At 42.3% G+C, this 25,925-nt stretch carries 24 protein-coding genes, 2 tRNA genes and 1 riboswitch; of the genes, 11 read left to right on the top strand and 15 right to left on the bottom strand.

The annotated features are described in order from the left end of the window. Positions 1–162: 162 nt before the first annotated feature. Positions 163–273: riboswitch (SAM riboswitch) on the bottom strand. Between the two features lie 133 nt (positions 274–406). From MusilaSJ_RS14500 to murQ, 3 genes are all read right to left on the bottom strand, one after another. Then, on the bottom strand, positions 407–1,138 hold the full coding sequence (locus MusilaSJ_RS14500; protein WP_274985677.1) for a Bax inhibitor-1/YccA family protein: 732 nt from the start codon (positions 1,136–1,138) through the stop codon (positions 407–409). A gap of 147 nt (positions 1,139–1,285) precedes the next feature. Beyond that, positions 1,286–1,852, bottom strand: coding sequence for a hypothetical protein (locus MusilaSJ_RS14495; RefSeq protein ID WP_274985676.1), 567 nt, complete (start codon positions 1,850–1,852; stop codon positions 1,286–1,288). 102 nt (positions 1,853–1,954) lie between these two features. Further along, positions 1,955–2,764, bottom strand: a complete 810-nt coding sequence (murQ, locus tag MusilaSJ_RS14490) for an N-acetylmuramic acid 6-phosphate etherase (RefSeq protein WP_274985675.1) — start codon at positions 2,762–2,764, stop codon at positions 1,955–1,957. Between the two features lie 108 nt (positions 2,765–2,872). Here murQ and MusilaSJ_RS14485 point away from each other — a divergent pair, with 108 nt between their 5' ends. Continuing rightward, positions 2,873–4,459, top strand: a complete 1,587-nt coding sequence (locus MusilaSJ_RS14485) for a S41 family peptidase (RefSeq protein WP_274985674.1) — start codon at positions 2,873–2,875, stop codon at positions 4,457–4,459. A 102-nt stretch (positions 4,460–4,561) separates the two neighbouring features. On the opposite strand, the gene MusilaSJ_RS14480 is transcribed toward MusilaSJ_RS14485, so the two are convergent. The 4 genes from MusilaSJ_RS14480 to era all read right to left on the bottom strand — a co-directional run bounded on the left by MusilaSJ_RS14480 (position 4,562) and on the right by era (position 8,917). Further along, complete coding sequence (locus MusilaSJ_RS14480; RefSeq protein ID WP_274985673.1) at positions 4,562–5,473, bottom strand: NAD(P)/FAD-dependent oxidoreductase; 912 nt, start codon at positions 5,471–5,473, stop codon at positions 4,562–4,564. 159 nt (positions 5,474–5,632) lie between these two features. Next, complete coding sequence (locus MusilaSJ_RS14475; protein WP_274985672.1) at positions 5,633–6,316, bottom strand: hypothetical protein; 684 nt, start codon at positions 6,314–6,316, stop codon at positions 5,633–5,635. Positions 6,317–6,537: 221 nt separating this feature from the next. Further along, positions 6,538–7,839, bottom strand: a complete 1,302-nt coding sequence (der, locus tag MusilaSJ_RS14470; RefSeq protein WP_274985671.1) for a ribosome biogenesis GTPase Der — start codon at positions 7,837–7,839, stop codon at positions 6,538–6,540. 199 nt (positions 7,840–8,038) lie between these two features. Next, positions 8,039–8,917, bottom strand: a complete 879-nt coding sequence (gene era / locus MusilaSJ_RS14465) for a GTPase Era (protein ID WP_274985670.1) — start codon at positions 8,915–8,917, stop codon at positions 8,039–8,041. 149 nt (positions 8,918–9,066) lie between these two features. Here era and MusilaSJ_RS14460 point away from each other — a divergent pair. The 3 genes from MusilaSJ_RS14460 (at position 9,067) to MusilaSJ_RS14450 (ending at position 11,216) form a co-directional block, all read left to right on the top strand. Next, positions 9,067–9,139, top strand: a tRNA-Met gene (locus tag MusilaSJ_RS14460). A 91-nt stretch (positions 9,140–9,230) separates the two neighbouring features. Continuing rightward, on the top strand, positions 9,231–10,514 hold the full coding sequence (locus MusilaSJ_RS14455; RefSeq protein WP_274985669.1) for an MFS transporter: 1,284 nt from the start codon (positions 9,231–9,233) through the stop codon (positions 10,512–10,514). Positions 10,515–10,685: 171 nt separating this feature from the next. Further along, positions 10,686–11,216: a VOC family protein gene (locus MusilaSJ_RS14450; protein WP_274985668.1), complete on the top strand. Its 531-nt coding sequence runs from the start codon at positions 10,686–10,688 to the stop codon at positions 11,214–11,216. Positions 11,217–11,315: 99 nt separating this feature from the next. Here the strand turns inward: MusilaSJ_RS14450 and MusilaSJ_RS14445 are convergent, their stop codons facing one another. Both MusilaSJ_RS14445 and MusilaSJ_RS14440 read right to left on the bottom strand, forming a co-directional pair. After that, the gene (locus MusilaSJ_RS14445) at positions 11,316–12,209 is read right to left on the bottom strand and encodes a DMT family transporter (protein WP_274985667.1); all 894 of its coding nucleotides are present in this window, start codon (positions 12,207–12,209) and stop codon (positions 11,316–11,318) included. A gap of 5 nt (positions 12,210–12,214) precedes the next feature. Further along, positions 12,215–12,742 carry a GNAT family N-acetyltransferase gene (locus MusilaSJ_RS14440; RefSeq protein ID WP_274985666.1) on the bottom strand — a complete coding sequence of 176 codons (528 nt, stop codon included), beginning with the start codon at positions 12,740–12,742 and terminating at the stop codon, positions 12,215–12,217. A 71-nt stretch (positions 12,743–12,813) separates the two neighbouring features. Here MusilaSJ_RS14440 and MusilaSJ_RS14435 point away from each other — a divergent pair, with 71 nt between their 5' ends. Beyond that, positions 12,814–13,677 (top strand): LysR family transcriptional regulator, encoded by an 864-nt coding sequence (locus MusilaSJ_RS14435; RefSeq protein ID WP_274985665.1) that lies wholly within the window; start codon positions 12,814–12,816, stop codon positions 13,675–13,677. A 450-nt stretch (positions 13,678–14,127) separates the two neighbouring features. Here the strand turns inward: MusilaSJ_RS14435 and MusilaSJ_RS14430 are convergent, their stop codons facing one another. Beyond that, positions 14,128–16,074, bottom strand: coding sequence for a glycoside hydrolase family 127 protein (locus tag MusilaSJ_RS14430; RefSeq protein ID WP_274985664.1), 1,947 nt, complete (start codon positions 16,072–16,074; stop codon positions 14,128–14,130). Between the two features lie 229 nt (positions 16,075–16,303). On the opposite strand from MusilaSJ_RS14430, the gene MusilaSJ_RS14425 reads away from it, so the two are divergent. After that, positions 16,304–16,888, top strand: coding sequence for a C40 family peptidase (locus tag MusilaSJ_RS14425; RefSeq protein WP_274985663.1), 585 nt, complete (start codon positions 16,304–16,306; stop codon positions 16,886–16,888). A 236-nt stretch (positions 16,889–17,124) separates the two neighbouring features. On the opposite strand, the gene MusilaSJ_RS14420 is transcribed toward MusilaSJ_RS14425, so the two are convergent. Beyond that, positions 17,125–17,538 carry a nuclear transport factor 2 family protein gene (locus tag MusilaSJ_RS14420; protein WP_274985662.1) on the bottom strand — a complete coding sequence of 138 codons (414 nt, stop codon included), beginning with the start codon at positions 17,536–17,538 and terminating at the stop codon, positions 17,125–17,127. Positions 17,539–17,758: 220 nt separating this feature from the next. Between MusilaSJ_RS14420 and MusilaSJ_RS14415 the strand changes: the two genes are divergently transcribed. After that, positions 17,759–17,831, top strand: a tRNA-Met gene (locus MusilaSJ_RS14415). A gap of 74 nt (positions 17,832–17,905) precedes the next feature. Here MusilaSJ_RS14415 and MusilaSJ_RS14410 read toward each other — a convergent pair. From MusilaSJ_RS14410 to MusilaSJ_RS14400, 3 genes are all read right to left on the bottom strand, one after another. Then, positions 17,906–18,382: a DUF2214 family protein gene (locus tag MusilaSJ_RS14410; RefSeq protein WP_274985661.1), complete on the bottom strand. Its 477-nt coding sequence runs from the start codon at positions 18,380–18,382 to the stop codon at positions 17,906–17,908. Between the two features lie 8 nt (positions 18,383–18,390). Then, positions 18,391–18,795, bottom strand: coding sequence for a DUF4267 domain-containing protein (locus MusilaSJ_RS14405; RefSeq protein WP_274985660.1), 405 nt, complete (start codon positions 18,793–18,795; stop codon positions 18,391–18,393). A 65-nt stretch (positions 18,796–18,860) separates the two neighbouring features. Then, a complete protein-coding gene (locus tag MusilaSJ_RS14400; RefSeq protein ID WP_274985659.1) occupies positions 18,861–19,436 on the bottom strand; it encodes a Crp/Fnr family transcriptional regulator in 576 nt (191 codons plus the stop codon). Positions 19,437–19,765: 329 nt separating this feature from the next. Between MusilaSJ_RS14400 and MusilaSJ_RS14395 the strand changes: the two genes are divergently transcribed. After that, positions 19,766–20,122 carry a hypothetical protein gene (locus tag MusilaSJ_RS14395; RefSeq protein WP_274985658.1) on the top strand — a complete coding sequence of 119 codons (357 nt, stop codon included), beginning with the start codon at positions 19,766–19,768 and terminating at the stop codon, positions 20,120–20,122. 41 nt (positions 20,123–20,163) lie between these two features. Here MusilaSJ_RS14395 and MusilaSJ_RS14390 read toward each other — a convergent pair whose 3' ends face one another. Then, positions 20,164–22,614: an outer membrane beta-barrel protein gene (locus MusilaSJ_RS14390; RefSeq protein WP_274985657.1), complete on the bottom strand. Its 2,451-nt coding sequence runs from the start codon at positions 22,612–22,614 to the stop codon at positions 20,164–20,166. A gap of 163 nt (positions 22,615–22,777) precedes the next feature. Here MusilaSJ_RS14390 and MusilaSJ_RS14385 point away from each other — a divergent pair, with 163 nt between their 5' ends. The 3 genes from MusilaSJ_RS14385 (at position 22,778) to MusilaSJ_RS14375 (ending at position 25,734) form a co-directional block, all read left to right on the top strand. Further along, positions 22,778–23,962 (top strand): acetyltransferase domain-containing protein, encoded by a 1,185-nt coding sequence (locus MusilaSJ_RS14385; RefSeq protein ID WP_274985656.1) that lies wholly within the window; start codon positions 22,778–22,780, stop codon positions 23,960–23,962. Between the two features lie 10 nt (positions 23,963–23,972). After that, on the top strand, positions 23,973–24,431 hold the full coding sequence (locus MusilaSJ_RS14380; protein ID WP_274985655.1) for a putative quinol monooxygenase: 459 nt from the start codon (positions 23,973–23,975) through the stop codon (positions 24,429–24,431). A gap of 172 nt (positions 24,432–24,603) precedes the next feature. Further along, positions 24,604–25,734, top strand: a complete 1,131-nt coding sequence (locus tag MusilaSJ_RS14375) for an acyltransferase family protein (RefSeq protein ID WP_274985654.1) — start codon at positions 24,604–24,606, stop codon at positions 25,732–25,734. Positions 25,735–25,925: the final 191 nt, after the last annotated feature.

Here is a 25,925-nt window from a genome sequence, read left to right as displayed (position 1 = left end):
TGATGATTTCACCGATTAGTTTGATTTTAAAGAATGGTTTGATCTATCGACTCTTGAGCAAGTAGCCTGTCAGGACGAATCAAATCAGTGTAATCAATACAATCTTTGTAATCACAAATAAATAAAAGCTTATCTCGAAAAGTCGGGTGTTGTTATGACTTTCGCTTATCTGTCTCAGGGGCCGTTTGGCTGCTGAGTAGAATGTAGCACCTTGTGAAGCACAGGTTGCTAAGACATCGCAGGGTCTAATCCCTCCGTCTTTCTCCATAAGCACTGCAAAGTTGCGCAATAAAGTTATCATTTGCAAGTGTATAACGTACGCTAAATATCATAGGTAAGCCACATTGTTATACAAAAAAAGCCGCCTCTTGCGGAGGCAGCTTTTTGATTGAATTTCTTAATGAGATTATCTTCTTCTGCCGAATAAACGGAGGAGCATAAAAAACAGGTTGATCAGTGTGATGTACAATGTTAGCGCACCCATCAGGGCCAGTTTTTTCGAGCTTGCATCACCGTATTCAATACCTGCTCCAATGCGTTTTAACATTTGCATATAGTAGGCAGTTAAACCAGTAAATACAGCTATGCCTATGTAGCTGATGATGTAACTCATTTGTTCGCTGTGCATAAAGAAGTTAGCTAATGAAGCTACAAAAATCCCAATGAACAGGATGTACATGATTGAACCAAACTTTGTTAAATCCATCTGGGTAGTATAACCGGCAATGCCCATAATACCGAAAGTTACTGATGCGGTAATGAAAACACCCAATATTGATGCAGATGTGTAGATCAGAAATATCAAACTTAAGCTAATGCCAATAAGCGTTGCATAAGCTACGAAAAGCAGCACCAATACCGGATAAGAGATTCGGTTATAGCCAAATTGCATTACCAATGAAAACGCCAGTGGCGAAAACAGCGCAAAATAGCCAAAACCTGTAAGACCGCCGGTTGGTGCAACGATCAGGCCGATCAGGCCCATATTTAAAAACAGATAAACTGTTATTGCTGATACGCCAAGCGCAACGAACATCCAGCTGAAAACGCCGGCCATAAACCTGCGTGAAGCAACTTCTGATTGATCCCTAACTTCGATTACATTATCGAAGTTGTATTTAGATTCTTTAAATTCCATTTTGTGTTAAAAATTATAGTACGAATATATAAATAAAAGGTGAATGCTTTGTGAAGAAAGACGTAAGACTATTAGAGTCAAGAGGTAAGAAATAGTCTGACGATCTGCTGGCCCTTTCCTGGCTCTTGACTTCTTGAATCTTGATTCTCAATTCAATCTCCTCATCAACTGCTCTTCAACCTTTTTGAAAACCTGTATGGGTTTCAGGGTACGCCAGCCAAGGCTATCGAGTTCGCCGCCAAAATTGATGTAATAGTCGATATTGCTGTGTTTAAATTCGTCTATCACGTGTTCGCGGAAGTTGATGCCTGCTATCCAGCCGTCTTCCACGTCCTGAAACCACTCTTCGTAATAGCAATCATCGCTTGAATGAAAGTTGAGTACGTTTTCGCCGATCAGGATAAAATGAGTGATGCCATTATCTATCATCAGGTCGAGCAGCTCACGCTTCAGCAGCATAATGTCGTTGTTGATGGCGTCATTCCATTCACCTATCAGTTCAATAATGGTGTAACCTTTATCATAATCGGCAAAAAGCACTTTTAAATAAAGGGTATTGGAGCCGAATGAGTCCCATTGCGGGTGCAGCAGGTAATTGTATACCTGCTTGTCAAATTCAAACTCGCTGTATTCTGTTGCATAAAAAGGCGAAAACTCATCTTCCGATGCCACGTAATCGTCTCTCCAGCGGTAATATGGTTCAATATCGTGCATGTTTTTGATTTCAAATTGTCTGAACCCGAATTTTTTGAATTTGAGAATTTATCGAATACAAGCATCTTCAAATTTCCAAATCAACACATCTTCAAATTCAGTTTATTTTTTTAAATAATGATCAACAGCGCTTCGTACGCTGCCGTATTGTTTCAGTAGCCCGGCTGCTTCTTCTTCGTTCAGCCCGGTTTCGTCCATTACCATGCGGGTGCCCCTGTTCACCAATTTGTGGTTGCTCAATTGCATATCAACCATCCTGTTCCCTTTTACGCGGCCAAGCTGGATCATGACACTTGTGCTCAGCATATTTAAAACTAATTTTTGCGCGGTACCGGCCTTCATGCGGGTTGAGCCTGTTAAAAACTCAGGGCCCGTTACTACTTCAACCGGGTACTGTGCCACAGCCGCTACCGGGCTGCCGCTGTTACAAACAATGCAGCCGGTAACTATATTGTGCTCATTAGCCGTTTTCAAGCCGCCGATCACATACGGTGTAGTGCCCGAAGCGGCTATGCCAACAACTACGTCTTTATCATTAATGTCGAAAGCTTCCAGATCTTTCCAGGCCTGTATAGTATCGTCTTCAGCAAATTCTACCGCTTTGCGGATCGCGCCATCGCCGCCGGCTATTAGCCCAACAACCATATCAAATGGAACACCGAACGTTGGCGGGCATTCTGAAGCATCAACCACGCCTAAACGGCCACTGGTACCGGCGCCTATGTAAAATAAACGTCCGCCGTTTTTCATCCTTTCTGCGGTGATAGTTGCCAGGGCTTCTATCTGTGGCAAGGCCTTTTCCACAGCAAAGGGAACGGTTTTATCCTCGTTATTAATGTTTTCTAAAATTTCCCTTACGGTTTGTTTTTCGAGGTTTTTATAGTGCGATTCCCTTTCGGTAGTGGTTTCCATTGCCTATTTTCAAATAATTTATAACAAAATTCGGTAAAAATCATCAAATGCAAGGGTGCGGGTAAAAATTATTGACCCCGCAATTATTAACTTTGTGTGTAATAAGTTATGAAGAGGACCGCGGGTGTAATTTTCCGGACAATAATCCTGCTGCTGGTAGGGGTGATGATAGGCCAGGTGCTTAACAAGGATTTTGCCGCGCATAACCTTGGCTTCTCCTTTGTGAGCAATAGTAAAATAGCAAAGGTGTTGCAACTGGTTGACCGCAACTATGTTGACAGCGTTAATATCGATAGTATTGAAGGCGTGTCGGTAAATAACCTGCTTCAAAACCTTGATCCGCATTCGCTTTATTTACCGCAGCAGCAGGCGCAATCCATTAATGAGCGGTTAGACGGAGGTTTTAACGGTATCGGTATCGAATACCAGTTACTGCGTGATACGCTGATCATTACGCAGGTTTATGCCGGCGGTCCGGCCGAAAAAGCGGGCTTACTGGTAGGCAGTAAGGTGATCAATGTTGATGATAAAAAGTTTTCGGGCAGTAAGCTAACGGCCACCCGGATAAATAGCGTTTTCAGGGGTGAAAAGGATGCAGAAATAAAACTGAGTGTTGTGCCTCCGCTGAGCAAAGGTTTAAAAATACTTACGGTTAAACGGGGACATGTTGACCTAAGCAGCGTTGATGCCGCCTATATGGCCGATGCTAACACCGGCTATATCAAGATCAGTAAATTTTCGGCTACTACCGACCTCGATTTCAGAAAGGCTTTAACGGCGCTAAAGGTTGACGGTATGAATAAATTGCTGCTCGACCTGAGAGGCAATGGCGGTGGGTACCTTAATGCTGCTACTTCATTAGCCGATGAGTTTTTAACTGATGGAAAGCTGATAGTTTATACCAAAGGTATTCACGAGCCCCGCACTGATTACTTTGCCACCGATTCGGGCATGTTTCAGAAAGGGAAACTTACCGTGCTTATTGATGAATATTCGGCCTCGGCCAGTGAGATTTTAGCAGGGGCCCTGCAGGACCTTGACAGGGCTACTATTGTTGGTCGACGATCATTTGGTAAAGGCCTGGTACAGCAGCAGTTTGCTTTTGACGATGGTTCGGCAGTGAATCTAACAGTGGCCAGGTACTATACCCCTTCGGGCCGCTCTATCCAGAAATCATACAAAAACGGGGTTGACAGTTATCGCAATGAACTTGCCCAGCGCATGCAAAAAGGCGAACTTTTTTCAGAACAAAGCAATCTTAATGATAGTGCCTTTAAAGGCACCCCATCATTCCATACTTCAAGCGGGCGTAAAGTTTTTAGCGGCGGAGGCATTATGCCCGATGTTTTTGTACCGGCGGATACCAGCAAATTCACCCCGCTTATCCAGGACCTGAGCCAGCAGCAATTATTTACCGCTTACGTTGTTGACCGCCAGCAGCAATTGCTTAAAAAATACCCGACTGAAGCTGAGTTTTTAACTCAATATGCTGTTAGTAATGACGAGGTCGATAAATTTATACTGTATGTCTCGCAAACCATTAAAGAAATGGATTCGCACGAAGTACAGATCTCCAGGGAGCCGATAAAAACTATCCTGAAAGCCCAGGCGGCCCGCTTTAAATGGGGTGATAACGCCTACTTTAAAGTGATCAATACCGATGATGTAACCTTTAAAAAGGGGTTGGAGCAATAGGAAGCGAACCCCTGATTCTCTTGATTTGAGGATTTCATGACTGTGGAAAAGACTTACGAAGTTTTCAAAACTTCGTAAGTCTGCACTGCAATTGAATTGATGCTACTTTCCCGGCAGGAAAACCTCATTAATCAATTCCAAATTTGCCATAACACCTGCCATTGTGCCGCTATTAACCGCATTGGCTATGGAGCGAATGCCCGAAGCGCTGTCACCGCAGGCGTAAACGCCGGGTAACGTTGTTTTTTGCTGTGCATCAACCTCAATATGGCCCTGATCGGTAAATGAGCAGCCTAATTGTAATGCAATATCACTGTGCTGCACAAATGGGAGCCTCGCATATAATGCCTTAAGTTTTATTTCGGAGCCGTTTTGCAAATGGATGGTAGTTATCTGGCCGTCATGATGATCAAACGCTGCTATTTCCCCCTCAATAATTTGTATATTATTATGACTGATAATGGATTGCTGACCTTCGGTTAAAGTTGATTTTCCGTTAGTAAACAGAATGAGATCTTTTGTCCAGTTTGAAATAAGTTTGGCCAGCTCAAAAGCCATTTCACCGTTAGCAAATATGCCTGTAGGTTGATACCCGTATTCATAACCATGGCAATAAGGGTAATGTATAATCGATATTCCCCAACATTCGGCGAAGCCGGGAATATCGGGCATTTGGTCTTTAATACCGGCAGCAAGGATAATCTTCTTTGCGCTGAATGTTTCGCCGGATCTTGTACTAACCTCAAAGCCGTTGGTTATTGGCGTACATTGCGTGGCCTCGCTATGGAGCAGCGTGATAGTTGGGTATTTTAAAGTTTGTTCGCGGGCAATAGTCAAAATCTCGTGCGGGGTTTGACCATCGCGGGTAAAAAAATTGTGTGAGTGTGGCGTTTGGCGGTTGCAGGGCATGCCACTATCAATAATTAATACTTTACGCATGGCACGGCCCAAAGCCATGCCTGCAGATAAACCGGCGCTGCTGCCGCCGATAATGATCACATCAAAATCCTTCATATGATATTGCGGTTAATTATGGATAAAGGTAAATGACAAAAACACAAAATGCAACCATGTTGCATTTTGTGTTTTTGAACTGACAAAGTAAACAGGTTGATTACCCCGGAAGACTAAGCTGAGTTTAGCAGCACTGTAGATTTTCAGAGGGATACAACCTTAGTTTATCTTTTGTTTAGTGGTTTTATTCAGGGTCAGTAATCCGTTGAAATAATAAATTAATTTTCTGTTGCTGTCTTGAATATAGGCTACCGGATACTCATTGTACTTTGAGAAAGTTACCTTCCATGCTTTTATAAAATTGGGATGATCCGGCGTATCCTGATTCAGGTTGTAATACCCGAACTCCGCATTAAGGCATGATGATTCATTAACATGGTTATCAATGGTATAGCCGTCTTGTTTAAAGGCATCGATAAAAATTTTACGTATTTGGGGCAGCGAAGCCGTTGCTGTAGTATTCAGGCTAAGTGTGCCATAGCGCCGGCCAATGGTAGTTGAAAAAACCTCGTTCCTGAAATGATAGCCTATTCCCGAATTAAAGATGGGCAAACCTTTGCTTTCTTCATAAGCTATAACATGCTGGTAGATATTAAGCGGACCATTATTGCTTATGCTATCGTTTAAAATAACTCTATATATCACCAGGCCGTTAACCGGGATGCTATTTTTTTGCAGGAGCGTAATGGCCGCTGCCAGCTCAACTTTATTGCTGTCGCTATAAACACGTTTAACGCGATTGATGCAGCCATTATCTTCTCCGCCGGCAGATGATAGCTCACCTTTTTTGCATGCAGTAAAAGCAGCCAGTACTATTAATACCAAACAGTAAAACTTTTTCATGAAGTGTAAAGTATTGAGGTTTAGTAGTATTACGGGAAAAAGCAAAAAAACGCAACAGGAACCATGATTCTTTTGATTAAAGGATTTCCTGATGTAATGATCAAAAAAAGAGTTAAAAAAGATACTTTCAATATTGAAATATCCTCGTTCAACTCTTTTTGTTTAGATCGCCAGATTTTAATCTCAAGGTAATCCTCGAATCCTAAAAATCAAGGTTCGGCCTACTTCTGTCTGAACCAAACCTGCACCGGGGCGCCCGAAAAATCAAAATTTTCGCGGAGCTTATTTTCGATAAACCGGTAGTAAGGCTCCTTTACGTATTGCGGCAAATTGCAGAAAAACGCGAACATTGGCGAAGTGCCGGCAATTTGAGTAATGTATTTTATTTTAACGTATTTACCTTTTATGGATGGCGGCGGGTAGTTTTCGATAATAGGCAGCATTACCTCGTTCAGTTTTGAAGTAGGGATCTTGCGGGCGCGGTTCTGGTAAACCTGGTTGGCTACATCAATCACTTTCAATACCCTTTGCTTTTCGGTAACTGAGGTAAATACGATAGGCACATCGGTAAAAGGGGCTATTTTATCGCGGATCTGCTCTTCAAACACCTTGATGGTTTTGCTGTTTTTTTCGATCAAGTCCCATTTATTCACCACAATCACTATGCCTTTTTTGTTCTTTTCGGCCAGGTGAAAGATATTGATGTCCTGCGATTCAAAGCCTTCAACCGCATCAATCATCAGGATAATTACATCAGCTTCTTCCAGCGCTTTGATGGTACGCATTACCGAGTAAAATTCAATGTTTTCTTTAACCTTGGTTTTTTTACGCATCCCGGCGGTATCTATCAGCATAAAATCATGACCATACTGGTTATAATGGATATGGATAGAGTCGCGGGTGGTACCGGCAATAGGGGTAACAATGTTACGGTCTTTACCGATAAGTGCGTTAATGATAGATGATTTACCCACGTTAGGGCGACCGACAATTGCATATTTAGGGCGGGTGTTTTCTTCCAGTACTTCGTCTTCAAAGTGTTTTACCACTTCGTCAAGCAATTCACCTGTACCCGAGCCAGTCATTGACGATATGCTGTAAATTTCGCCAAGGCCAAAACTATAAAATACCATAGCATCGGCAACCTGGTTGTTGTTGTCCAGTTTGTTTACCACAACGAAAACAGGCTTTTTGCTTTTGCGCAGGCGGTTGGCAATCTCATCGTCCAGATCGGTGATGCCGGTAGTAACATCGACAACAAAAAGGATTACCGAAGCTTCTTCAATGGCAATATCAACCTGCTCGCGAATGGCGGTTTCAAAAACATCGTCGGAATTAGCTACATAGCCGCCGGTATCAATAACGGTAAAGTTGTGGTTAAGCCATTCGGCCAGGCCGTAATGCCTGTCGCGCGTGACACCGCTAAAGTCATCAACAATAGCCTTACGACTTTCGGTTAAACGGTTATATAATGTTGATTTGCCTACGTTGGGCCTGCCCACAATGGCTACTATGTTACTCATATTCTTTTTTAGATTTGAGATGTTAGATTTGAGATATGAGACTTTGCATTAATCTCAACTCAAATCGCACCTCTAAATTAATGCTTTACAAACAGAGCGAAAGATTTTTATCTCAAATCTCACGTCTCAATTCTCATATCTTGGATTTAAAAACAGAGCGTAGACTTTATCTCAAATCTCACATCTCAATTCTCATATCTTAACCCTCGTATCCGAATTGTTTAAGATAATTCTTTTTGGTGCGCCAGTCGGGGATCACTTTTACAAACATTTCCAGGAAAACTTTTTGTTGAAAAAAGTCTTCCATGGCGCGGCGGGCATAGGTGCCGGTAATTTTTAACATTTCGCCGCCTTTACCTATGATAATGTTCTTTTGCGATTCGCGTTCAACAATAATTTCTGCACTGATACGGTAAAGCTTTTCACCCTCAATAAAGGCGGTTACAATAACCTCGGTGCTATACGGAATTTCTTTTTTGTATTGTTTAAACACCTGTTCGCGGATCATTTCTGAAGCGAAGAAGCGATCGTTACGGTCAGTCAGTGCATCTTTTTCGTAATAAGCTGCATGTTCGGGCAGGTTTTCGATCACGAAATCCATAATGGCCTTGATGTTATGTCCGTGCAATGCCGATATCGCGAAAATGGCTTTCGGGTTTAATTTCTCCCTCCAAAATTCAACTTTCTTTTTTACGGTTTCCTCATCGCTTTGGTCAATTTTGTTGATGAGTACAGCAAGGGGCGCTGATGAACGTTCCAATTTTTTAAGAACGTCTGCTTCGTCATATTCCTCATAAATGTCGGTAACCAGCAAAATAAGGTCGGCATCAACAATAGAGCCGTCAACCTGGTGCATCATGCTTTCGTGCAGGGCGTAGTGGGGCTTAATAACACCAGGCGTGTCCGAAAACACGATCTGGTAGTTTTCATCGTTCACAATGCCCAAAATACGGTGACGGGTAGTTTGCGCTTTTGGGGTGATGATGGACATTTTTTCGCCCACCAGCGCGTTCATAAGGGTTGATTTCCCTGCGTTGGGTTTACCTATTATACTTACAAAACCTGCCTGATGAGCCATAAAAAAATAATTAAAAATATATTTGGACTGCAAAGAAACGAATTATATCTTTGCAGTCCAATTAAAACGGAGTGCAAATTTGCATTTTGATAATTGGAAGCACCTTTCCGGGGTTATGACCGGATCTCAAATATATAGCACAAATACAGTGCGGGATGGAGCAGTTGGTAGCTCGTCGGGCTCATAACCCGAAGGTCGTAGGTTCGAGTCCTGCTCCCGCTACGAAAAATGAAAAGCCTCAAGTTGAAAAACTTGAGGCTTTTTAATTTCTTGCCTACTTGCACATTCACTCAAATTTGATATGTTTGAGGCTATGAATCAGCAGCCTTCTGCAGGGAATCCGGTTGGCCGGATCCTTACTGCAAGCCTCATCGGAACAACCATCGAGTTTTTTGATTTTTATATTTATGCCACTGCTGCGGTATTGGTATTTCCTAAGTTATTTTTCCCATCTGCAGATCCTACTTCGGCTACGCTCGAATCGCTGGCAACGTTTGCCTTAGCTTTTTTTGCGAGGCCATTGGGGGCAGCAATATTCGGGCATTTTGGTGATCGTAAAGGGCGTAAAGCCACATTGGTTGCAGCACTATTAACCATGGGGCCTTCAACCGTTGCCATCGGGCTTTTGCCCGGCTATGCTTCCATTGGTATCGCAGCGCCGGTACTGCTTGCCTTGTTTCGTTTTGGACAAGGGCTTGGGCTGGGGGGCGAATGGGGCGGTGCAGTATTACTGGCTACAGAAAATGCCCCGGCACATAAAAAAGCCTGGTACGGTATGTTTCCGCAATTGGGCGCACCTATAGGTTTCCTGTTATCGAGCGGTACGTTCTTTATCCTCAGTAAAACCATGAGCGAAGATAATTTCCTAACCTATGGTTGGCGCATACCGTTTCTTGCAAGCGCGTTGCTGGTTTGGGTTGGTCTTTACGTGCGGTTAAAAATATCCGAAACGCCCGAGTTTACAAAGATGGTTAATAATAATGAGCGTTCGAAAGTACCGGTTGCCGATGTTTTTGTAAAACATACTGCAGCTATTACGTTGGGTACGCTGGCAACTGTTACTACTTTTCTGCTATTTTATTTAATGACGGTATTTACGCTAAGCTGGGGTACTACAGCGTTGCATTATACTAAAAGCTCATTCCTCATTATACAAATGATCTCAATGCTGGCATTTGGAATAGGTATCCCGCTATCGGCTGTGCTGGCAGATAAGTATGGGCGTAATAACATGTTAATTGTAGCAACAATATGCATTATAGCGTTCGGGCTTGTGTTTGCGCCTTTGTTTACATCCGGAAGTTTAGTGATAACGGCTATCTTCTTGTCGATAGGAATGTTTCTGATGGGGCTTACGTATGGTCCGATAGGTACAGCGCTTGCAGGTATCTTTCCGCCGGCTGTTCGTTATACAGGTGCTTCTTTGGCTTTTACCCTGGCCGGTATTTTAGGGGCATCGCTTACACCATACCTGGCAACGACGCTGGCGCACAGTTACGGTCTTGCTTATGTAGGGTACTATCTTACAGCCGCAGCAATGATTACCTTATTAGCTTTAGTTGCGGCTAAAAAACTAATGAAACAGCAGGCCGAATAAGGCAGGGAAGAGCTAAACACGCAGATTCTTTAAATATTGTTAAAGAGTTCAATCCGCATAATGAGCCTCAAGTTGAAAGATTTGAGGCTTTTTCATTTGTGGTTTTGTTTTGCTTTTCAAATGCTTTAAATTTCATTAACTAACTGTAAACAAGCTTAACTATAATCGGCTATGAAAAAAACGATCTTTATCTTGCTGCTCATTATCGCCTCGTTTGGCTCCGGATTCGCCTTCAAAGCTTCCCTTTCCGGAGGACAAGCCCATCAACCGGCTGAATTAAAAAGGGTAACCGGCATTGGCGGCATCTTTTTTAAATGTAAGGAACCGGCTAAGGTAAGGGCGTGGTACAAAGAACACCTTGGTTTGCAGACAAACCAATACGGCGCTGTGTTTGAATGGCGACAAGGTGCCGATACCCTCAGGAAAGGTTTTACCCAATGGAGTCCCTTTAACGAGAAAACCAAATACTTTGACCCTTCCGGAAAGGACTTTATGATTAATTACAGGGTGGATAATTTAACCGCGCTTGTAGCACAACTTAAAAAGGAAGGTGTTACGATTGTAGATACGGTAGAAACCGTTGACTATGGCAAGTTTGTGCATATCATGGATCTTGAAGGAAATAAAATAGAACTTTGGGAACCCAACGATATCGCGTATGAAAAATTAGGTGTAAAAATGGGCGCACAGACCACTAAATAGTATAATACATAAAAGTTAATATTAAAATATTAAGCCGGAAAGCCACAAACTTATTTCTTTTCCAGTGATGTTTTAAGGTTACTACAAGCGGTAACGCGACTAATCGATTGCGTTTGCTTCAAGCATAATTGCTTTCCGGTCGAACTTCAATTCGGAAATGAGTGTTGCAGCAAAAATCAGGCTTCCGCCTAAAAACAATCGCCAGGTAAGGTGTTCGCCTAAAATAAAACACGCGGCAATTGCTCCAAATATCGGTTCAAAAAGGTAAATAATGGCAACCCTTTCGGCACTAAGGTAACGCTGGGAGATGTTGGAAATGGTGTACATGTAAGCAGTAGAAAACAACGAGCAATAAACAACACCCATCCAAAATTCATTGTTTTGCGGCAGCCAGCCGGTACTGGTATTATCGGCTAAGGCCAAACAGCAGGTGATGATGGCACAAGCCGCAAACATTGGCACAACGGTGTGTGCGATATGCTGTACTTTGGATAGTTTTTCAACCTTGATCAAATAAACAGCAAAGGCAATTGCTCCGGCAATGGTGTACAAATCGCCGAGACTAACCGAAAAATTAGCATTGATAGAAATAACTGATAAGCCTGCCAAAGCTATAATAGCAGCCAGCCAGATTTTTGCAGGCGCAACAGTATTGTAAAAAATTGCTTTTAAGAGGGGGATAATAATTACACAGGTACCCGCAACAAAAGAACATTGCGAAGCAGAGCTATGTTTGATGCCCAGCGTTTGAAGATAAATTCCGAGCGTAAGGGGTACAGCCAAACTTATTCCTGTTTTAATAGATTCCCGGTTTATCTGCCTTAAATGTTTTGAGAATATGACCGACAAAACCACTGCTGCTGCCAAAAAGCGATAAAACAAAAAGATGAGCGAGGAAGCATGACCGATAGCCAGTTTGGTTATTGAAAATGATATGCCCCAAAAGGCTGTGCCCAATACCAGTAATACAAGGAAAACGTTCTTTTTCTCCATCCGTCTCAATCGTTTGTTAAATCTTTTTTCATCATAATGTCTATCTGCCTGTCCGTACCTAACATAAACACGTGCTGGTCAAACTCCACAAAGCCATTCTTCTTGTAAAAGCTGATCGCCCTGAAATTCTTTTCCCATACACCAAGCCAAATGTACCTGGCACCGGCTTGTTGGGCTATCTGAACTGCTTTTTCATACAGGAGCTTTCCGATGTTTTTTCCAAGAAATGCCTGTGATACGTAAATGCGCTCAATTTCAAGAGCATCGTTGGCTTTAACATCAGTTTGCGCCTGCCCTGTATTCAGCTTCAGATAGCCTATTACCTGCTCGCCCTGTACTGCAAAATAAAACTGTGATGATTTATTGTTCAGTTCATCGCTCAGCTTACTTAATGACAAGCTCTCATTGAGGTATTGCGCCATGTCTTCCGGCGAGTTAACCGCCGAAAAAGTTTCGGAAAAGGTTTGTATGCTAATATCTTGAAGTCGAGCTACATCGTTTGGCGTTACGCCGACAATCTTTATGTTGTCCATATGCAAATTTACTTAGATGTTAAATGCAGTAAAATGCTATTTTATCATCTATTAATGCATATATTGCATTAATGGATTTACAGCAGATCAAATACTTTTTAGCCTTAGCGAAAGAGCTTCATTTTTGGAATACAGCCGGAAAAATGAACATTACGCAGTCTGCCCTCAGTCGGCACATTCAAGCATTAGAGAGCGAGTTGGGGCTGCTGTTATTTGAGCGGAATAAACGTAATGTAAAGCTAACTCCCGCAGGTAAGTTTTTGCGGGAGAAGTGGGAGATAGAGTTAAGTGAGCTTGAATTCATTCATCAGTTTGCCCGGCAGATCCATTTAGGTGAAAGTGGTACAATAAGAATTGCCCACCCCGATTCCATATCAGGTTCGTTAATGCCGGATCTGATCGCCCGCATATCCAATGCATTTCCTAAGCTACAGGTTGAATTGGTGCAGCTGCGCTATGAAAATCAGCAGGAGTTTTTGAGAAATTATAAGATCGATCTTTCGGTTACAAGGGATGTTAATACAACACAGGGAATCAAATCGGAAAAAATTTACAGTGATTATCTGTCAATCGTAGTTCCGGAAGATCATGTTTATCATGCAATAGATGATCTGTCAAAAGAAACCCTTTCCCGACAGAAATTTATATTGCCGATAAGGGACGAGGGAAGCAGTTACAGTGATATCATTCAGCAGATGTTCAGGTCGTTTGATATTGTTCCCGACGATTACCTGTATTCTGAATTTGGATCAACCATTATTGCATTAGTTAAGAAAGGGCTGGGTATTGCCATATTGCCCGATTCATACATGTATCATGAAAGCCCGGGAATCCGGTTTATCAGGCTTCCTTTTAAAACCGACCTGTACATCAACTGGAGGGCCGATGACCATAACCCTGTACTTGCTAACGTGTTAAAATTGGTGCTGCAGTGAGGCATATTAGTAGTAAAAAGATGCCGGCCTTTTAACTAAGGAACTGTTTAAAAGCGATTTAACAAAACTGATATATCCCTAACGTCATTATAAGGTACGAAGCAATCGCGAACTATACAGGGAAACTTGCTTAGTCGCTCTGCCGTTTGGGATTGCTTCGTGCCTTATAATGACTTGATCGTAAATTATTGATTATTAAGTATGTTTATTGGATCTATTTTATAACATGAGCGTTGCCTGCGGCCCGGGCTTTCCGTTGCAAGTCCTCGCCTTTCCTGCCCGCAACCCCTCTACGCGCTCCGGGCTTTACACTGCAATCCCTAACGCGGCCCACGCGCAAATCCGCTAAATATATTTTTCATGTCGTCACGTTTTTTTACAGGGCTTCCCTGATGGTTACTCGCAATGACGTTTTTTTAAACAGCCTCTAAGGAGTCATCTCCATACCTTTTATTTACTCCCTGTATTATCCAGGCTACCCTGATGCCAATAGATCATGTACCGTGCGTCATGCAATTTGTAAAAAGGAATTAGTTCCAGATTTTTATATTTTGCCGGACTGATCAGTTCTGGCGCAACAAAGGTTTGAGGCTTCCCGGAAACAGGTTTCAGATAGTTTTGAAGATTAGCCTGGTTGCTTGCCAATATAGGCGCCTCATTTAGCGGATACATTTTGCCGCGTGCGCGATAGCCGCCAAATTGGTCGCCATCGGCCATTAAGTTATCAAGATCGGTAGTATCGGTTTTTGCAGCTAATACAATAGGCCCATTCAAAAATGCTACGTAGTGCGAGCTATCCGGCAATGCCTCTGTACTTAATTCCATTGGCAAACGCACTTCTATTGCATCGCCTTTTTTCCATGTACGGTTAAGTTTTACGTAAGAGCCAGGTTGAGCATCTACAGGAATATTTGCCCCGTTAATCTTTATTTGCAGCTTGCCGGCCTTTACCCAATGTGGATAACGGATATTAATGTCAAATTTGCCGGGCTTTACAGCTTCGACCAATAGTTTGGTGGTTTCCGTATCCGGAAATTTGGTTTGTTGCGAAAGCACAAATCCTTGCGCTGCCCAGTTTAAGCGGGAAGCTATAAACAGGTTTACATAAATGTTTTTTTGCTGATAGCTGTAAATAAGCTCGCCATATTTACCATGGTTCTCCATTCCTGAACCTACACAGCACCACATATCAACCTGTGGCTGCGAATAAACCCGGTAATGGCGCGGACGCATGGAGGTATAGTAAACAAAACCACCATGTACAGGGTGCTGGCTCGATAGGATGTGATTGTATAACGTGCGTTCGTAAAAATCCATATACTTAACTTCGCCGGCTTTTTCAAAAAGGTGACGGGTTAATTTAAGCATATTGTAGGAGTTACAGGTTTCGGGCCCGGCAATGTCTGTGATCATTTTGGTGAAATTGCCGGTTGGGTTAAAATGCTCATTTACGCTGTTGCCGCCTATCACAACCGAACGGTTCTTGGTCACCGTTTCCCAGAAAAATTGGGCAGCTTTGCCATAGTCCGCATCGCGGCCAACTTCCGAAATGCGCTGAAAACCTACAGCCTTGGGGATTTGCATATTGGCATGCAGGCCGTTGAGCTCGTCATGCCCCTGAATTAAAGGGTTAAGGATCTCTTTATGGGAAAACCTGCGGGCTAATGTGAGATATTTATCCTGGCCGGTTATAACTGATACATCGGCAAATACTTCGTTTAGACCGCCTTGTTCTGATATGAGCATGGTTTGGATCTGCTCATCAGTTAATTTGAGCGAAACCCCATAGATATAATCGGTTAGCCTTACCAGGATCTCTTTTGCCTGGGTTTTGCCGGCAATCAGGTAAGCATCGCGTAAGCCTGCAAAAAGCTTGTGGATATTATAAAGCGGCACCCATTTTTTATTCAGGGCGAAGGTATCGGCCTCAATCTTACCTGCTGCAATATCCTTCCACATAGCCGTACCTCCGGGCGTACCGCCAAGGTAGCCGCTTCCTGTTTTATCCTGGGCGCGTTTAAGTTCGGCCAGCATGTAATCCAGCCGGCGGTTTAGTTCCGCATCGTGGGTGGAGGCGTACATAAAAGACAAGGCGGATAAATAATGCCCGCCGATGTGACCGTCCAGCCCGGTATTTTCCCAGTTTGCATAATTTTTCTTTTTGGGTTTAATCCCTGCTTCGGTAAGATAAGGTGCCAGTAAACGATCAGGATCTAAAGCCAGTATGTATGCCTTGTCTGTTAATTGCGCATCCTTAAACACACCTGGCAGCAGGGTGACCTGCTGGAGCGAAAATGAATGCAGCGACGTTTGTGCCTGTACGTAAAGGGGGATAGAAAAGCAAATTAATATGGAGAACAGCGTTAAAAAACGATGAGTTATTTTCCGGGTTATCATGGCTGGGTATTACAATTTGATTGGCCATACTAAATTAAGTAATGTTTTTATTAATTGTTATTTTAACACACATTTTGATTTTTTTGATGAAGAAAATGAAATAATAGTATCAACTGCTCCTGCTATCTTTTTTACAATTTGATTACTATCCGCGGAATTTTTTACCTATCATTACAATATGCATTTTGTAATTGGTTCCAAACTCCTCATCGTAGCTTGTCTATCACTTATGAAGCCGGTAAAGCCTGCCGTCTTTCACGCAGCAAAAAAACATAAGGCAAACAGAACGGTAAAATCGCATAGCCATTCGCGCTTGAGGCATCATTATGCCGAAGTTGAAGCCAATTATGAAACAGGTGAAACCACAGCCGATGAGCTGGTTGAGTTTGCCCAAACCCTGAAAGGCATCAGGTATCGTTATGGTTCAAGCAATCCTGAAAAAGGGTTTGATTGCTCGGGTTTTGTTAGTTATGTTTTTACTCATTTTGGCATCTCCATCCCTCGCAGTTCATCGGATTTTGCACCAGTTAAGGGCATTGATATTAAGGAGGCCAGATTTGGCGATTTAATATTGTTTACCGGTACCCGCAGCCATAATTACCGCAGTGCAGGACACATAGGCATAGTAGTATCGCAACCCGGCGAACCATTGGTGTTTATCCATGCTACATCGGGCGATGAAAATGGCGTTACCGAAACCGCCATGAATGATCGTTACCAGCGCAGGTATATTAAAACCATCCGTGTGTTTAAAGAAGATCCGCAAGCAGAGGAAGAAGAGACAGCTCCGAATACGATTGAAGAAGCCCGTTAATTTTTTTGAATGTAGAGACGCGTAATTGCGTATTACGTCTGCCGACGTCAAAGCGTATTGCCTTCTCGCAAAGGCGCTAAGTCGCAAAGGTTTTTCTCAGCGCCCTCACGGCTTTGCGGGTTTATATTAATTGTGCGCTTTCATTTAGCTACTGTTCGGTTGTTATCTGCAATGCGATCATTTGTGCGCTAATAAAAATCACCAACATGACAATTATTTATAATGGTATAGCTTGCTTAAACTAAATGCGCCAACCCATCCGGAAACATCCCTTTTGCAACTATAGCCATATCCAGCGCTTCGCGGATCAGCTTGATCTTGCCGTTTTCGGCAACTACGCGTCCCATATAAGTTTGCGGATAAGACCTGCCGGTTGAATTGACTATGGCGTCCACATCGTACTCTCCAAAGGCCTGATCGGGCGTATCAATATGGATCCTGATGTTTTGAAATTTGAAATTGCCGAATGTTTTGGGTAGGTTTTTAAGGAAATTATATATTACTTCCCGGCCTTTCCATTGCCAGGGTAACCCTAAACTTGCAAGGTAGGGAAGCTCGAACACTGCATCGTCGGCAAAAAGTTCAATAGCTGTATCTGGGTTATTGATCTGCTCAAGGTAGTTGAGCAATAATTCTTTAGCGGTTTTCATTTCTTTGAAATTTTATCATCCTGTCCGTTCATCGGTTGGGGTATCACAAAGGTGCAAAATACCCAAACGGCACACATTGACTTATAGTAAGAAAGAAATTGACTTATATCAATGAAATTAATAGGTTAGGTGATAGCATGTTAAGCAATTGTTAGCCAGATGAGCCCATTTGTGACAAACAGATGTGATAACTTATTGTACATTTGCACTATCAAAACAGTGCGGGATGGAGCAGTTGGTAGCTCGTCGGGCTCATAACCCGAAGGTCATAGGTTCGAGTCCTGTTCCCGCTACCTGAAAAAAAACAAAAGCCTCAAGTCGAAAGATTTGAGGCTTTTGTTTTTGCATGAAGGCGCAATTTTCCAACTTAATTAAACTTAAAAACGGCCATTATCACCACAATAAAGAAGATGCAAAGCTGTATAAAATGAAACCTGATCATAGCACGGATAGCATCTTCAACCTGCTGGGCTTTCGCATTGTTGCCTGTTGTCAAACTTTGTTTAAGCTGGTTCCCGCTCTTTCGCCCCATTAGCATGCCGTTAAGTACAAGCCCAAGTACAAATATCATCTTAATTTTAAACCATAGCTGATTGCCGAAGGCATTATGCGTAATAATCAGGAAACCTATTCCTGAAAGTACTAACAGTATACCGCCGATTAGTAGTAAAACGGAAAATCTGGATAGTATACCAATTTGGTGTACTGCGGCATCTTTATTAGTTTGATAGGTTTTTAAAATACTTCTGAACGCAACAAACTCAACAATATCGGTTCCCGCCATTAGCGTGAGGCCGGTAAGGTGCATAAAGAGGCATATTTGTAAAAGCGTGTAGGAATTCATAAAATTAATCACGATTTAAATAATAAAAAGCTGGTGATAACCATATAGGCTGCGGTTAACCCATGGATCATTAAGTGAGAAATATCCGACGGTCCATTTGTTGAAAGCACGATGAGGAAGTCGGCTGCCGGAACGGTGATTGCCGACGTAAATACCCAGGCTGTTGCCCTGCGCATACGCAACAATAAAAGGGGTAGCAGCACCACTCCCGAAAAAATGTCGCGGATGCCTTTTATTCTTCCAAATGGTAAATCCTCTTTACTAATGATGGGAATACCATAGCCTGTAGCGCCTGTTCCAGGGCTTATTATGAAGCGGGCACCGACGAAAATGATGCCTACTGCGATGAACAGGGTCATCCAAAACGATACTGACCGGATGCCCCATTGTTGTGTTTTGTTTATTGTTTTCATGTACTGTTATTTTTAACAGTACAAAGCTGGGCAATGGAAATCTTCCATTCATTCACCCAGGTTAATTAATGCTTATCCCAGATCCGTTTACGAATACGGCTTAGCGATTGTGGTTTAATACCAACATAGGAGGCTATATAGTATTGAGGAATACGCTGTGCAATATCGGCATACTCACTTAAGAACTTCGCATACCTGGTTTCGGGCGAATCGGTATATAAAGAACCTATCTGGCTGATTACACTTACAAATACCTGTTCTATTGCCAGGCGGCCAAATCTTTCGCCTACCGTTACTTCTTTATAAAATTGCTGCATACCTTTGTAACTGATCACCCAGATAGTAGTATCCTCCAGTGCCTGTATATTAACGTACGAGGGAGTTTGGGGCAGGAAACTCATATAGTCGCATACAAACTCGTTTTCTTTGTTAAAGTAATTGGTTTGTTCTACTCCATCATTGTTAATATAATATCTCACAAGCCCGGTTTCTATAAAAACAACGTAGCGGCAAACATCGCCTGCTTTTAGCAGGTGCTCGCCCTTTTTAAGAGCTTTCTTGTGAAATAATGTACGCACTATACCTTCGTCATCAAAAGAGAGGGGTACATAACTTTTAATTTTTTCTATTAACAACTCCATTGAGCTAAAATAAATTACAGTATCGTTAAACTCAAACTTGTATTGTCCTCATATCGTCATCACTAAACACGATCAGTAGAAGGGGATCTAAAAGATTAAAGCAATTGAGGCATACTCTTTTTTCAAATCGAAGATTTATCGAACAGGTAACCCGAAAGCTTGAGGGAATAATTACAACACAACTTGCAGGTCCAGTTTCTGTGATGCCCCCTGTTTTTAAATGCGTTTATCTAAATTAAATATTTTATAAAAGTACTTTGAAATGCAAAGTATTTTAATTTAACTTTGTATAGCAAATTATATTATTAACCATCACAAAACATTGGTATATGAAAATTTCAAGAACAAAGTTTGTTATTCTCTTCCTCGTTTCTGCGTTTGCCTTTCAATTTATCACTAATGCTCTTGCTTTATCGGAAGTGAGGCTCTTTCCCGGGAATGGCGAGTCTTTCCTGGGAACAGGATCAGAAACAGGCTGGAGGAGTGTAGTCTCCACAATTTTGTTACCTGTTAAAGTTGTTTTGATAGGGCCCCTGATACCTTTTATTAACTTTTTAAGGCAAGAGCCGGATACGCCGCCCCCGTTTTTTCTTATCGGGTTTGCATTCTACTGGACCATGCTCGCTTTAATTCTTTATTACCTCTTCGGTAAAATAAAGCGGTCTGCAAATAAGCATGATTTTTAACGGGATCAGAATATGCCGCGCCTGGTAATTTGCGGGCAAGATTAATGCGCCCTATTTTGTTCACTATCGGCGCCGCCGGTATTACGCTTTTGGGGCACGTTTGTTAGTTTGCCGAAACTATAGTTAAAGGCAAGGGTTACCACCCGGGTATCTAAAAAATTATGGAAGGTTGCATGTGCTCCTTCAATATTGGTAATGGTACCGCTTGGGCGAAACGAGAGAAAGATATCCCGTGCATTTAATTTGATTGAACCTTTGTTATTCAATATTTTTTTCTGAATAGCGGCATTGAGCATGCCTTTGGGTATCGTAACAAACTGGCCGTAAGTGCCGCCGCTATCATAAAAGCCGCTTAATTCAGCACTCCAGGTTGTTGATAAGGTGAACTGGTTATTGCCATTGCCGCTAAATGTGCTCTGTGACTGATGGAGATAGCCGGAGTAAAACATGCCCTGGTAAGTGTTATTATATACCTCGGCATATAAATTAACCGACCACCATTTGGCCGGCTGAAGATTGGTATTGACAGAAAAATCCAGCGTTTTCCGTCGCCCTATGTTACCGGTGGTGCTGATGAATACGTTGCCATTTTTGTGAATGGTTTCATTTTGAACATCGGTGGTATAATTGTATGCAACCGCAACGGTAAACAGGCTTTTGAAACTATAGGCCAGTTTATAATTATCGGTAAACTGTGGTTTCAGGAAGGGGTTGCCCGAAAAATAGGTAAACTTGTCTACAAAAAAGGTAAAGGGGTTTAAGCTTCCATAATTCGGCCGGCCTATCCGGCGGCCGTAAGAAATAACCAATACTTTATTTCCTGCTGTATCGAGATTATAGGAAAAATACGCGGTTGGAAACAGGTTTGTATAATGATTCGCAAAAGAGGAGTCGGCCCTTTGAACATTACCCAACTGATGCCCGTTGCCATTAGTATTCTCTAACCGCAAGCCCGTTTGTAATGCGAAGCGGCCTAATTTTTTATTGAAATTAACATAAGCGGCATTTATATTCTCTTTATATAAAAAACGGTTAGTGTTGTTATAATCAATAGTGCTTACGTTATTAATTACATTAAAGTAATTGGCGGCATTATCCGTATTTACATAGCTGCTCTTAACGCCGGCCTCCAGCTTTGCCTTGTCTTTGAGTGGATGGGAATAATCAGCTTTTGCAGAGTAGATATTGATAGTAGCAGGTAAATTATCACTCAGTGTGGTTGAGTTTGTTAAAGTTCCATCGGGCAAAAAGGTATTATTTACAAACAACTGGTTACTGCCCGATACATCGCGGATATAATCCAGGTCAAACGTGAGCGCCCTGCCGGCACTGTCAAATTTATGGGTGTAATTTAGGTTGACACCGCCGCTTTTAAAGCTGTTTTTGGAAGTATTGAGGGTATTAATGGTTGAATCTAATTCGCCATTTTTGCCATATAATAAACTGTTTACAGGGCTGCTGTCATGGTCGTGCGATAAGGTGCCAGTAAATACCACTCCCCAGGTTGTTTTCGGCGATGCATAATAATCCATCCCGGTTTTAATATTGGTATTGTTGCTTGTCGGCCTGAAATAGGAAATATCTTTTAGCGAGGAGGTTTGGTCTCCGTTCATATCAAAATAATCCCGGTCAATTTCAAGCCTCCGGTAGGTTCTTTGTTTATTATAAGCAAGGTTAGCAAACAGGTTAACTTTGTCGATACGGTAATTAAGGTTGATGCTTTCATTATTGCGGTAATAAAAACCCAGCGCGTAATCGGCAGACACTACCGCATTAAATCCCCTGGTGGTGTTTTTCTTAGTTTTGATATTGATTACGCCCGCGTTACCTGCCGCATCATACTTAGCCGGCGGATTATCCATCAGCTCTATCTGGTCCAAAGACGAAGATGGTAAAGAACGCAGGTACGTGGCCAGGTTTGCAGCCGAAAGATAAGTTGGTTTATCATCAATCATTACCAGCACCCCGCTTTTCCCCTTAAAGGTAATATTGCCATCGGCATCTATTTGCACGCCGGGCGTTTTTGACAACACTTCCAAAGCATTGGCGCCGGTATTGGATATCAATGCGCCTACATTAACTATTGTGCGGTCGATTTTTTGCTGAACATAAGATTTTTTACCGGTTATAGCTACTTCATTCAACGTTTTGCCCGCTAAGGGTAAAATGAATGCCGGTAAATTAACCGGTTGTTGCTGGTTGAGAACTACAGGGGCGCTTCGGTAATTTTTATAGCCCATATAGGTTGCCTTAACCAGGTAAGTATCATCTTTTAAATTTTGAAAGGCAAAACTGCCGTCCGGATGGGTAAGCAGTGTACTTACAACCGTAGAATCTTTTGCGATAAGCAAGGTTACGGTTGCACCATCGAGCGGTTTTTTAGCATCATCTAAAACTATCCCCGAAATTTTACCACCTCCGGTTTGCGCATCGGAAACGGCGGGCAGCAACAATGTGAATAAGGTCAAAAAGAATGCCTGAAGTAGTTTCATAACTACAAGACATCATTTTAGTTAAAATAGTTACATAAAAATGGTAACTGGAAAGATGCATCATGCATCGGAAAATGGATTGTGCTCTTAATGTCAATGTCAAGAAATACGCATTCGTTAAAATCTATCTATATAAATAGTAACTTCATCATAAAAAACCTGAATGAGCGCAATTATAAAAAACCGGATAACCTCTATTGACTTTCTCCGTGGTACTATCATGATTATTATGGCACTTGATCATGTGAGGGACTATTTATACTCCGGATCATTTTTTTATGATCCGCTTGACCTTACAAAAACAAGCGGCATATTGTTTTTCACCCGGTGGATCACTCATTTTTGCGCCCCGATATTTATGCTGCTTGCCGGAACATCGGCATACCTCATCGGGCAAAAGAAAACTAAAAGAGAGTTATCCATATTCCTGGTAAAACGGGGATTGTGGCTTATATTTCTCGAAATGTTCGTGGTTAACTTCGGCTGGAACTTCAACATTACCTTCCCCATGTTTTTCTTTATTACTATATGGGCGCTGGGCTTAAGCATGATCATACTGGCGGCATTGATCCATCTGCCTAAAAAATTGATCCTGGGTATTAGTGTTGTCATCATATTAGGGCATAATCTTTTAGATGGCATTCATGTGCCGGGTAGTTCCCTGCCTGCTTTTGGCTGGTCGCTGCTTCATGAACAGCAGTTTTTTACCTGGCATAAGGAAATTTTATTGGTAGGGTATCCCATTGTTCCCCTAATGGCGGTTATGTCATTAGGTTATTGTTTAGGCGGATGGTACGCGGCGGGCTATGAAGTTAGCAAAAGACAAAGAAACTTATGGATAGCCGGCGCCGCTTGTATTGTTTTGTTTATTGTATTACGTTATACCAATCTATATGGCGATCCGGTAAAATGGAGCGTACAGAAAAATGCATTATTTACCATTCTGTCATTTATTAAGGTAAATAAATATCCGCCATCGCTGTTGTACCTGTTATTAACGTTGGGTGCGGCCTTTCTGTTCCTGTCATTTACCGAAAAATCAAAAGGAACTGTTGTAAAAGTAGTTTCGGTATATGGCAGGGTGCCTATGTTTTATTACCTTATTCATATTTATATAATCCACCTGATAGCAATTATCGCATCAGCATTAACGCCCGGGCAGGACTGGAAGATCTGGTTCCTGAAACAACCTATCTGGTTTACAACAAACCTGAAGGGCTATGGGTTTTCATTGCCTGTTGCGTATCTTGTTTGGATTGGAATAGTAATGGCCTTATATCCTTTATGCAAGCGCTATGATGATTACAAACAGGCCAATAAAGGAAAATGGTGGTTGAGTTATTTATAAAATTTAAAACATGGAAGCTATAAATGAAATTTCAGAACCAACAGGAAAACATACCCGCACAACATGGATACCAGCTTTTGGCAGCGGGTTGTTATCAGTTTTAATAATTTTTATGTTATCGATATCTTCGCCACATAGTGCCGCCGCCCAGGATAAAAACAATGTGGTACGCATAGCCAAACTTGTAATTGATTCTGCTCAATTGCAGAATTATATGGCTGCGCTTAAAGAGCATGCTGAAACCGCTGTGCGCGTTGAACCCGGCGTTTTAACCCTATACGCAGTAGCCGAAAAAAATAACCCCACCCACATAACAGTTTTTGAAATTTATGCCGATGCCGCCGCATACCAGGCCCATTTGCAAACGGCTCATTTTAAAAAATACAAAAGCACCACAAAAGATATGGTTAAATCGCTTGAACTTGTGGAAACTGTTCCCATAGTGCTTGCCGCTAAACCGCGGTTATAGCGCGTTTCGCCCTAATCTTGTTCAGGCTGCCGGAGTGCTTTTCCTTTTCTCAGCTTCGGGTTTCGACTTGTCGATAAATTAAAGCATATTTAGCCATGATATTGCGCCCGGTTCGCATCGCGCATTATTGAAGCTGAGTTAACCAATTTATCATACTTGTTTTTTCCTGCTGATGAGTAAAAACCCTACGTACCTTGAATCAAAAGGTCATTATCAAATTCTTGACGGATTGCGCGGTGTGGCATCCCTTTTTGTAGTGGCTTTCCATGTTTTTGAAACCTATGCTGATGGTAACCGCTTTAAGCAAATCATAAATCACGGATACCTGGCAGTCGATTTCTTTTTTGTGCTCTCGGGTTTCGTAGTTGCCTACGCCTATGACGACCGCTGGGGCAAAATGACTCAATGGGATTTTTATAAACGCCGTCTTATTCGTCTGCAGCCAATGGTTATTGTCGGATCAATTATTGGTGCGCTGTTCTTCTATTCGCAAAGCGGCACAGCCTTTCCGCTTATTCATGATACGCCGGTTTGGAAAATGCTGGTGGTAATGTTGGTTGGTTGCACGCTGATACCCATACTGCCTTCTATGGATATTCGCGGCTGGCAGGAAATGCACCCCTTAAATGGGCCGGCCTGGTCGCTATTTTTTGAATATATCGCTAATATCCTGTACGCGCTGGTGATCCGTAAATTCTCCAAAACTTTGCTTGCTATATTGGTGTTTTTATCGGCCTGTTTACTGATCCATTATACAGTAATGGGCCCGCAGGGCGATGTAATTGGCGGCTGGTCGGTTGATAAAACACAGCTCAACATTGGCTTCATCCGTTTGCTTTATCCATTTTTTGCCGGGATGCTGCTTTGCCGCATAGGTAAACTCATCCATATTAAAGGCGCGTTTGCTGTATGCAGCCTCCTGATCATTGCTATATTGTGTGTGCCGAGGATAGGGGGCAGCGAGCATTTATGGATGAACGGTTTGTACGAATCGTTCTGCATCATCATTCTTTTCCCCCTGATTGTTGCCATTGGCGCGGGCGGGAGTTTAAAAAGTAAAAGCTCGATCAGGATTTGTAAATTTATGGGGGATATTTCGTACCCGCTTTACATTACGCATTATCCTTTAATATATTTTCATGTAGCCTGGGTAACAAATAATAAGATCCCAATGGCACAGGGCCTGCTTGGCGGGCTGGGAATTTTTGTAGTCAGTATCGCTATTGCCTACGGCTGCCTCAAATTGTATGATGAGCCTGTCAGAGATTGGTTAAAGAAGCGTTTCCTGCTGAAAAAGGCATAATATTGATGGTATAATTAAACGCCGGTATTGACTCATCCTGACATCGCTGTGCTGGCCGGGGCTGTATCATAAAGCCAATTGACCACCCTTGGTGTGGTGTTACCTATGAATTGAAATTTAGCTGATAATATTTATAAAAAAGGGGGTTAACATTTTTTTATACAAAATATCATAATTTATTGACTGTCAAT

This window comes from Mucilaginibacter sp. SJ (assembly GCF_028993635.1).
Lineage (GTDB): Bacteria > Bacteroidota > Bacteroidia > Sphingobacteriales > Sphingobacteriaceae > Mucilaginibacter.
This window is presented reverse-complemented; position numbering and strand designations above follow the sequence as displayed.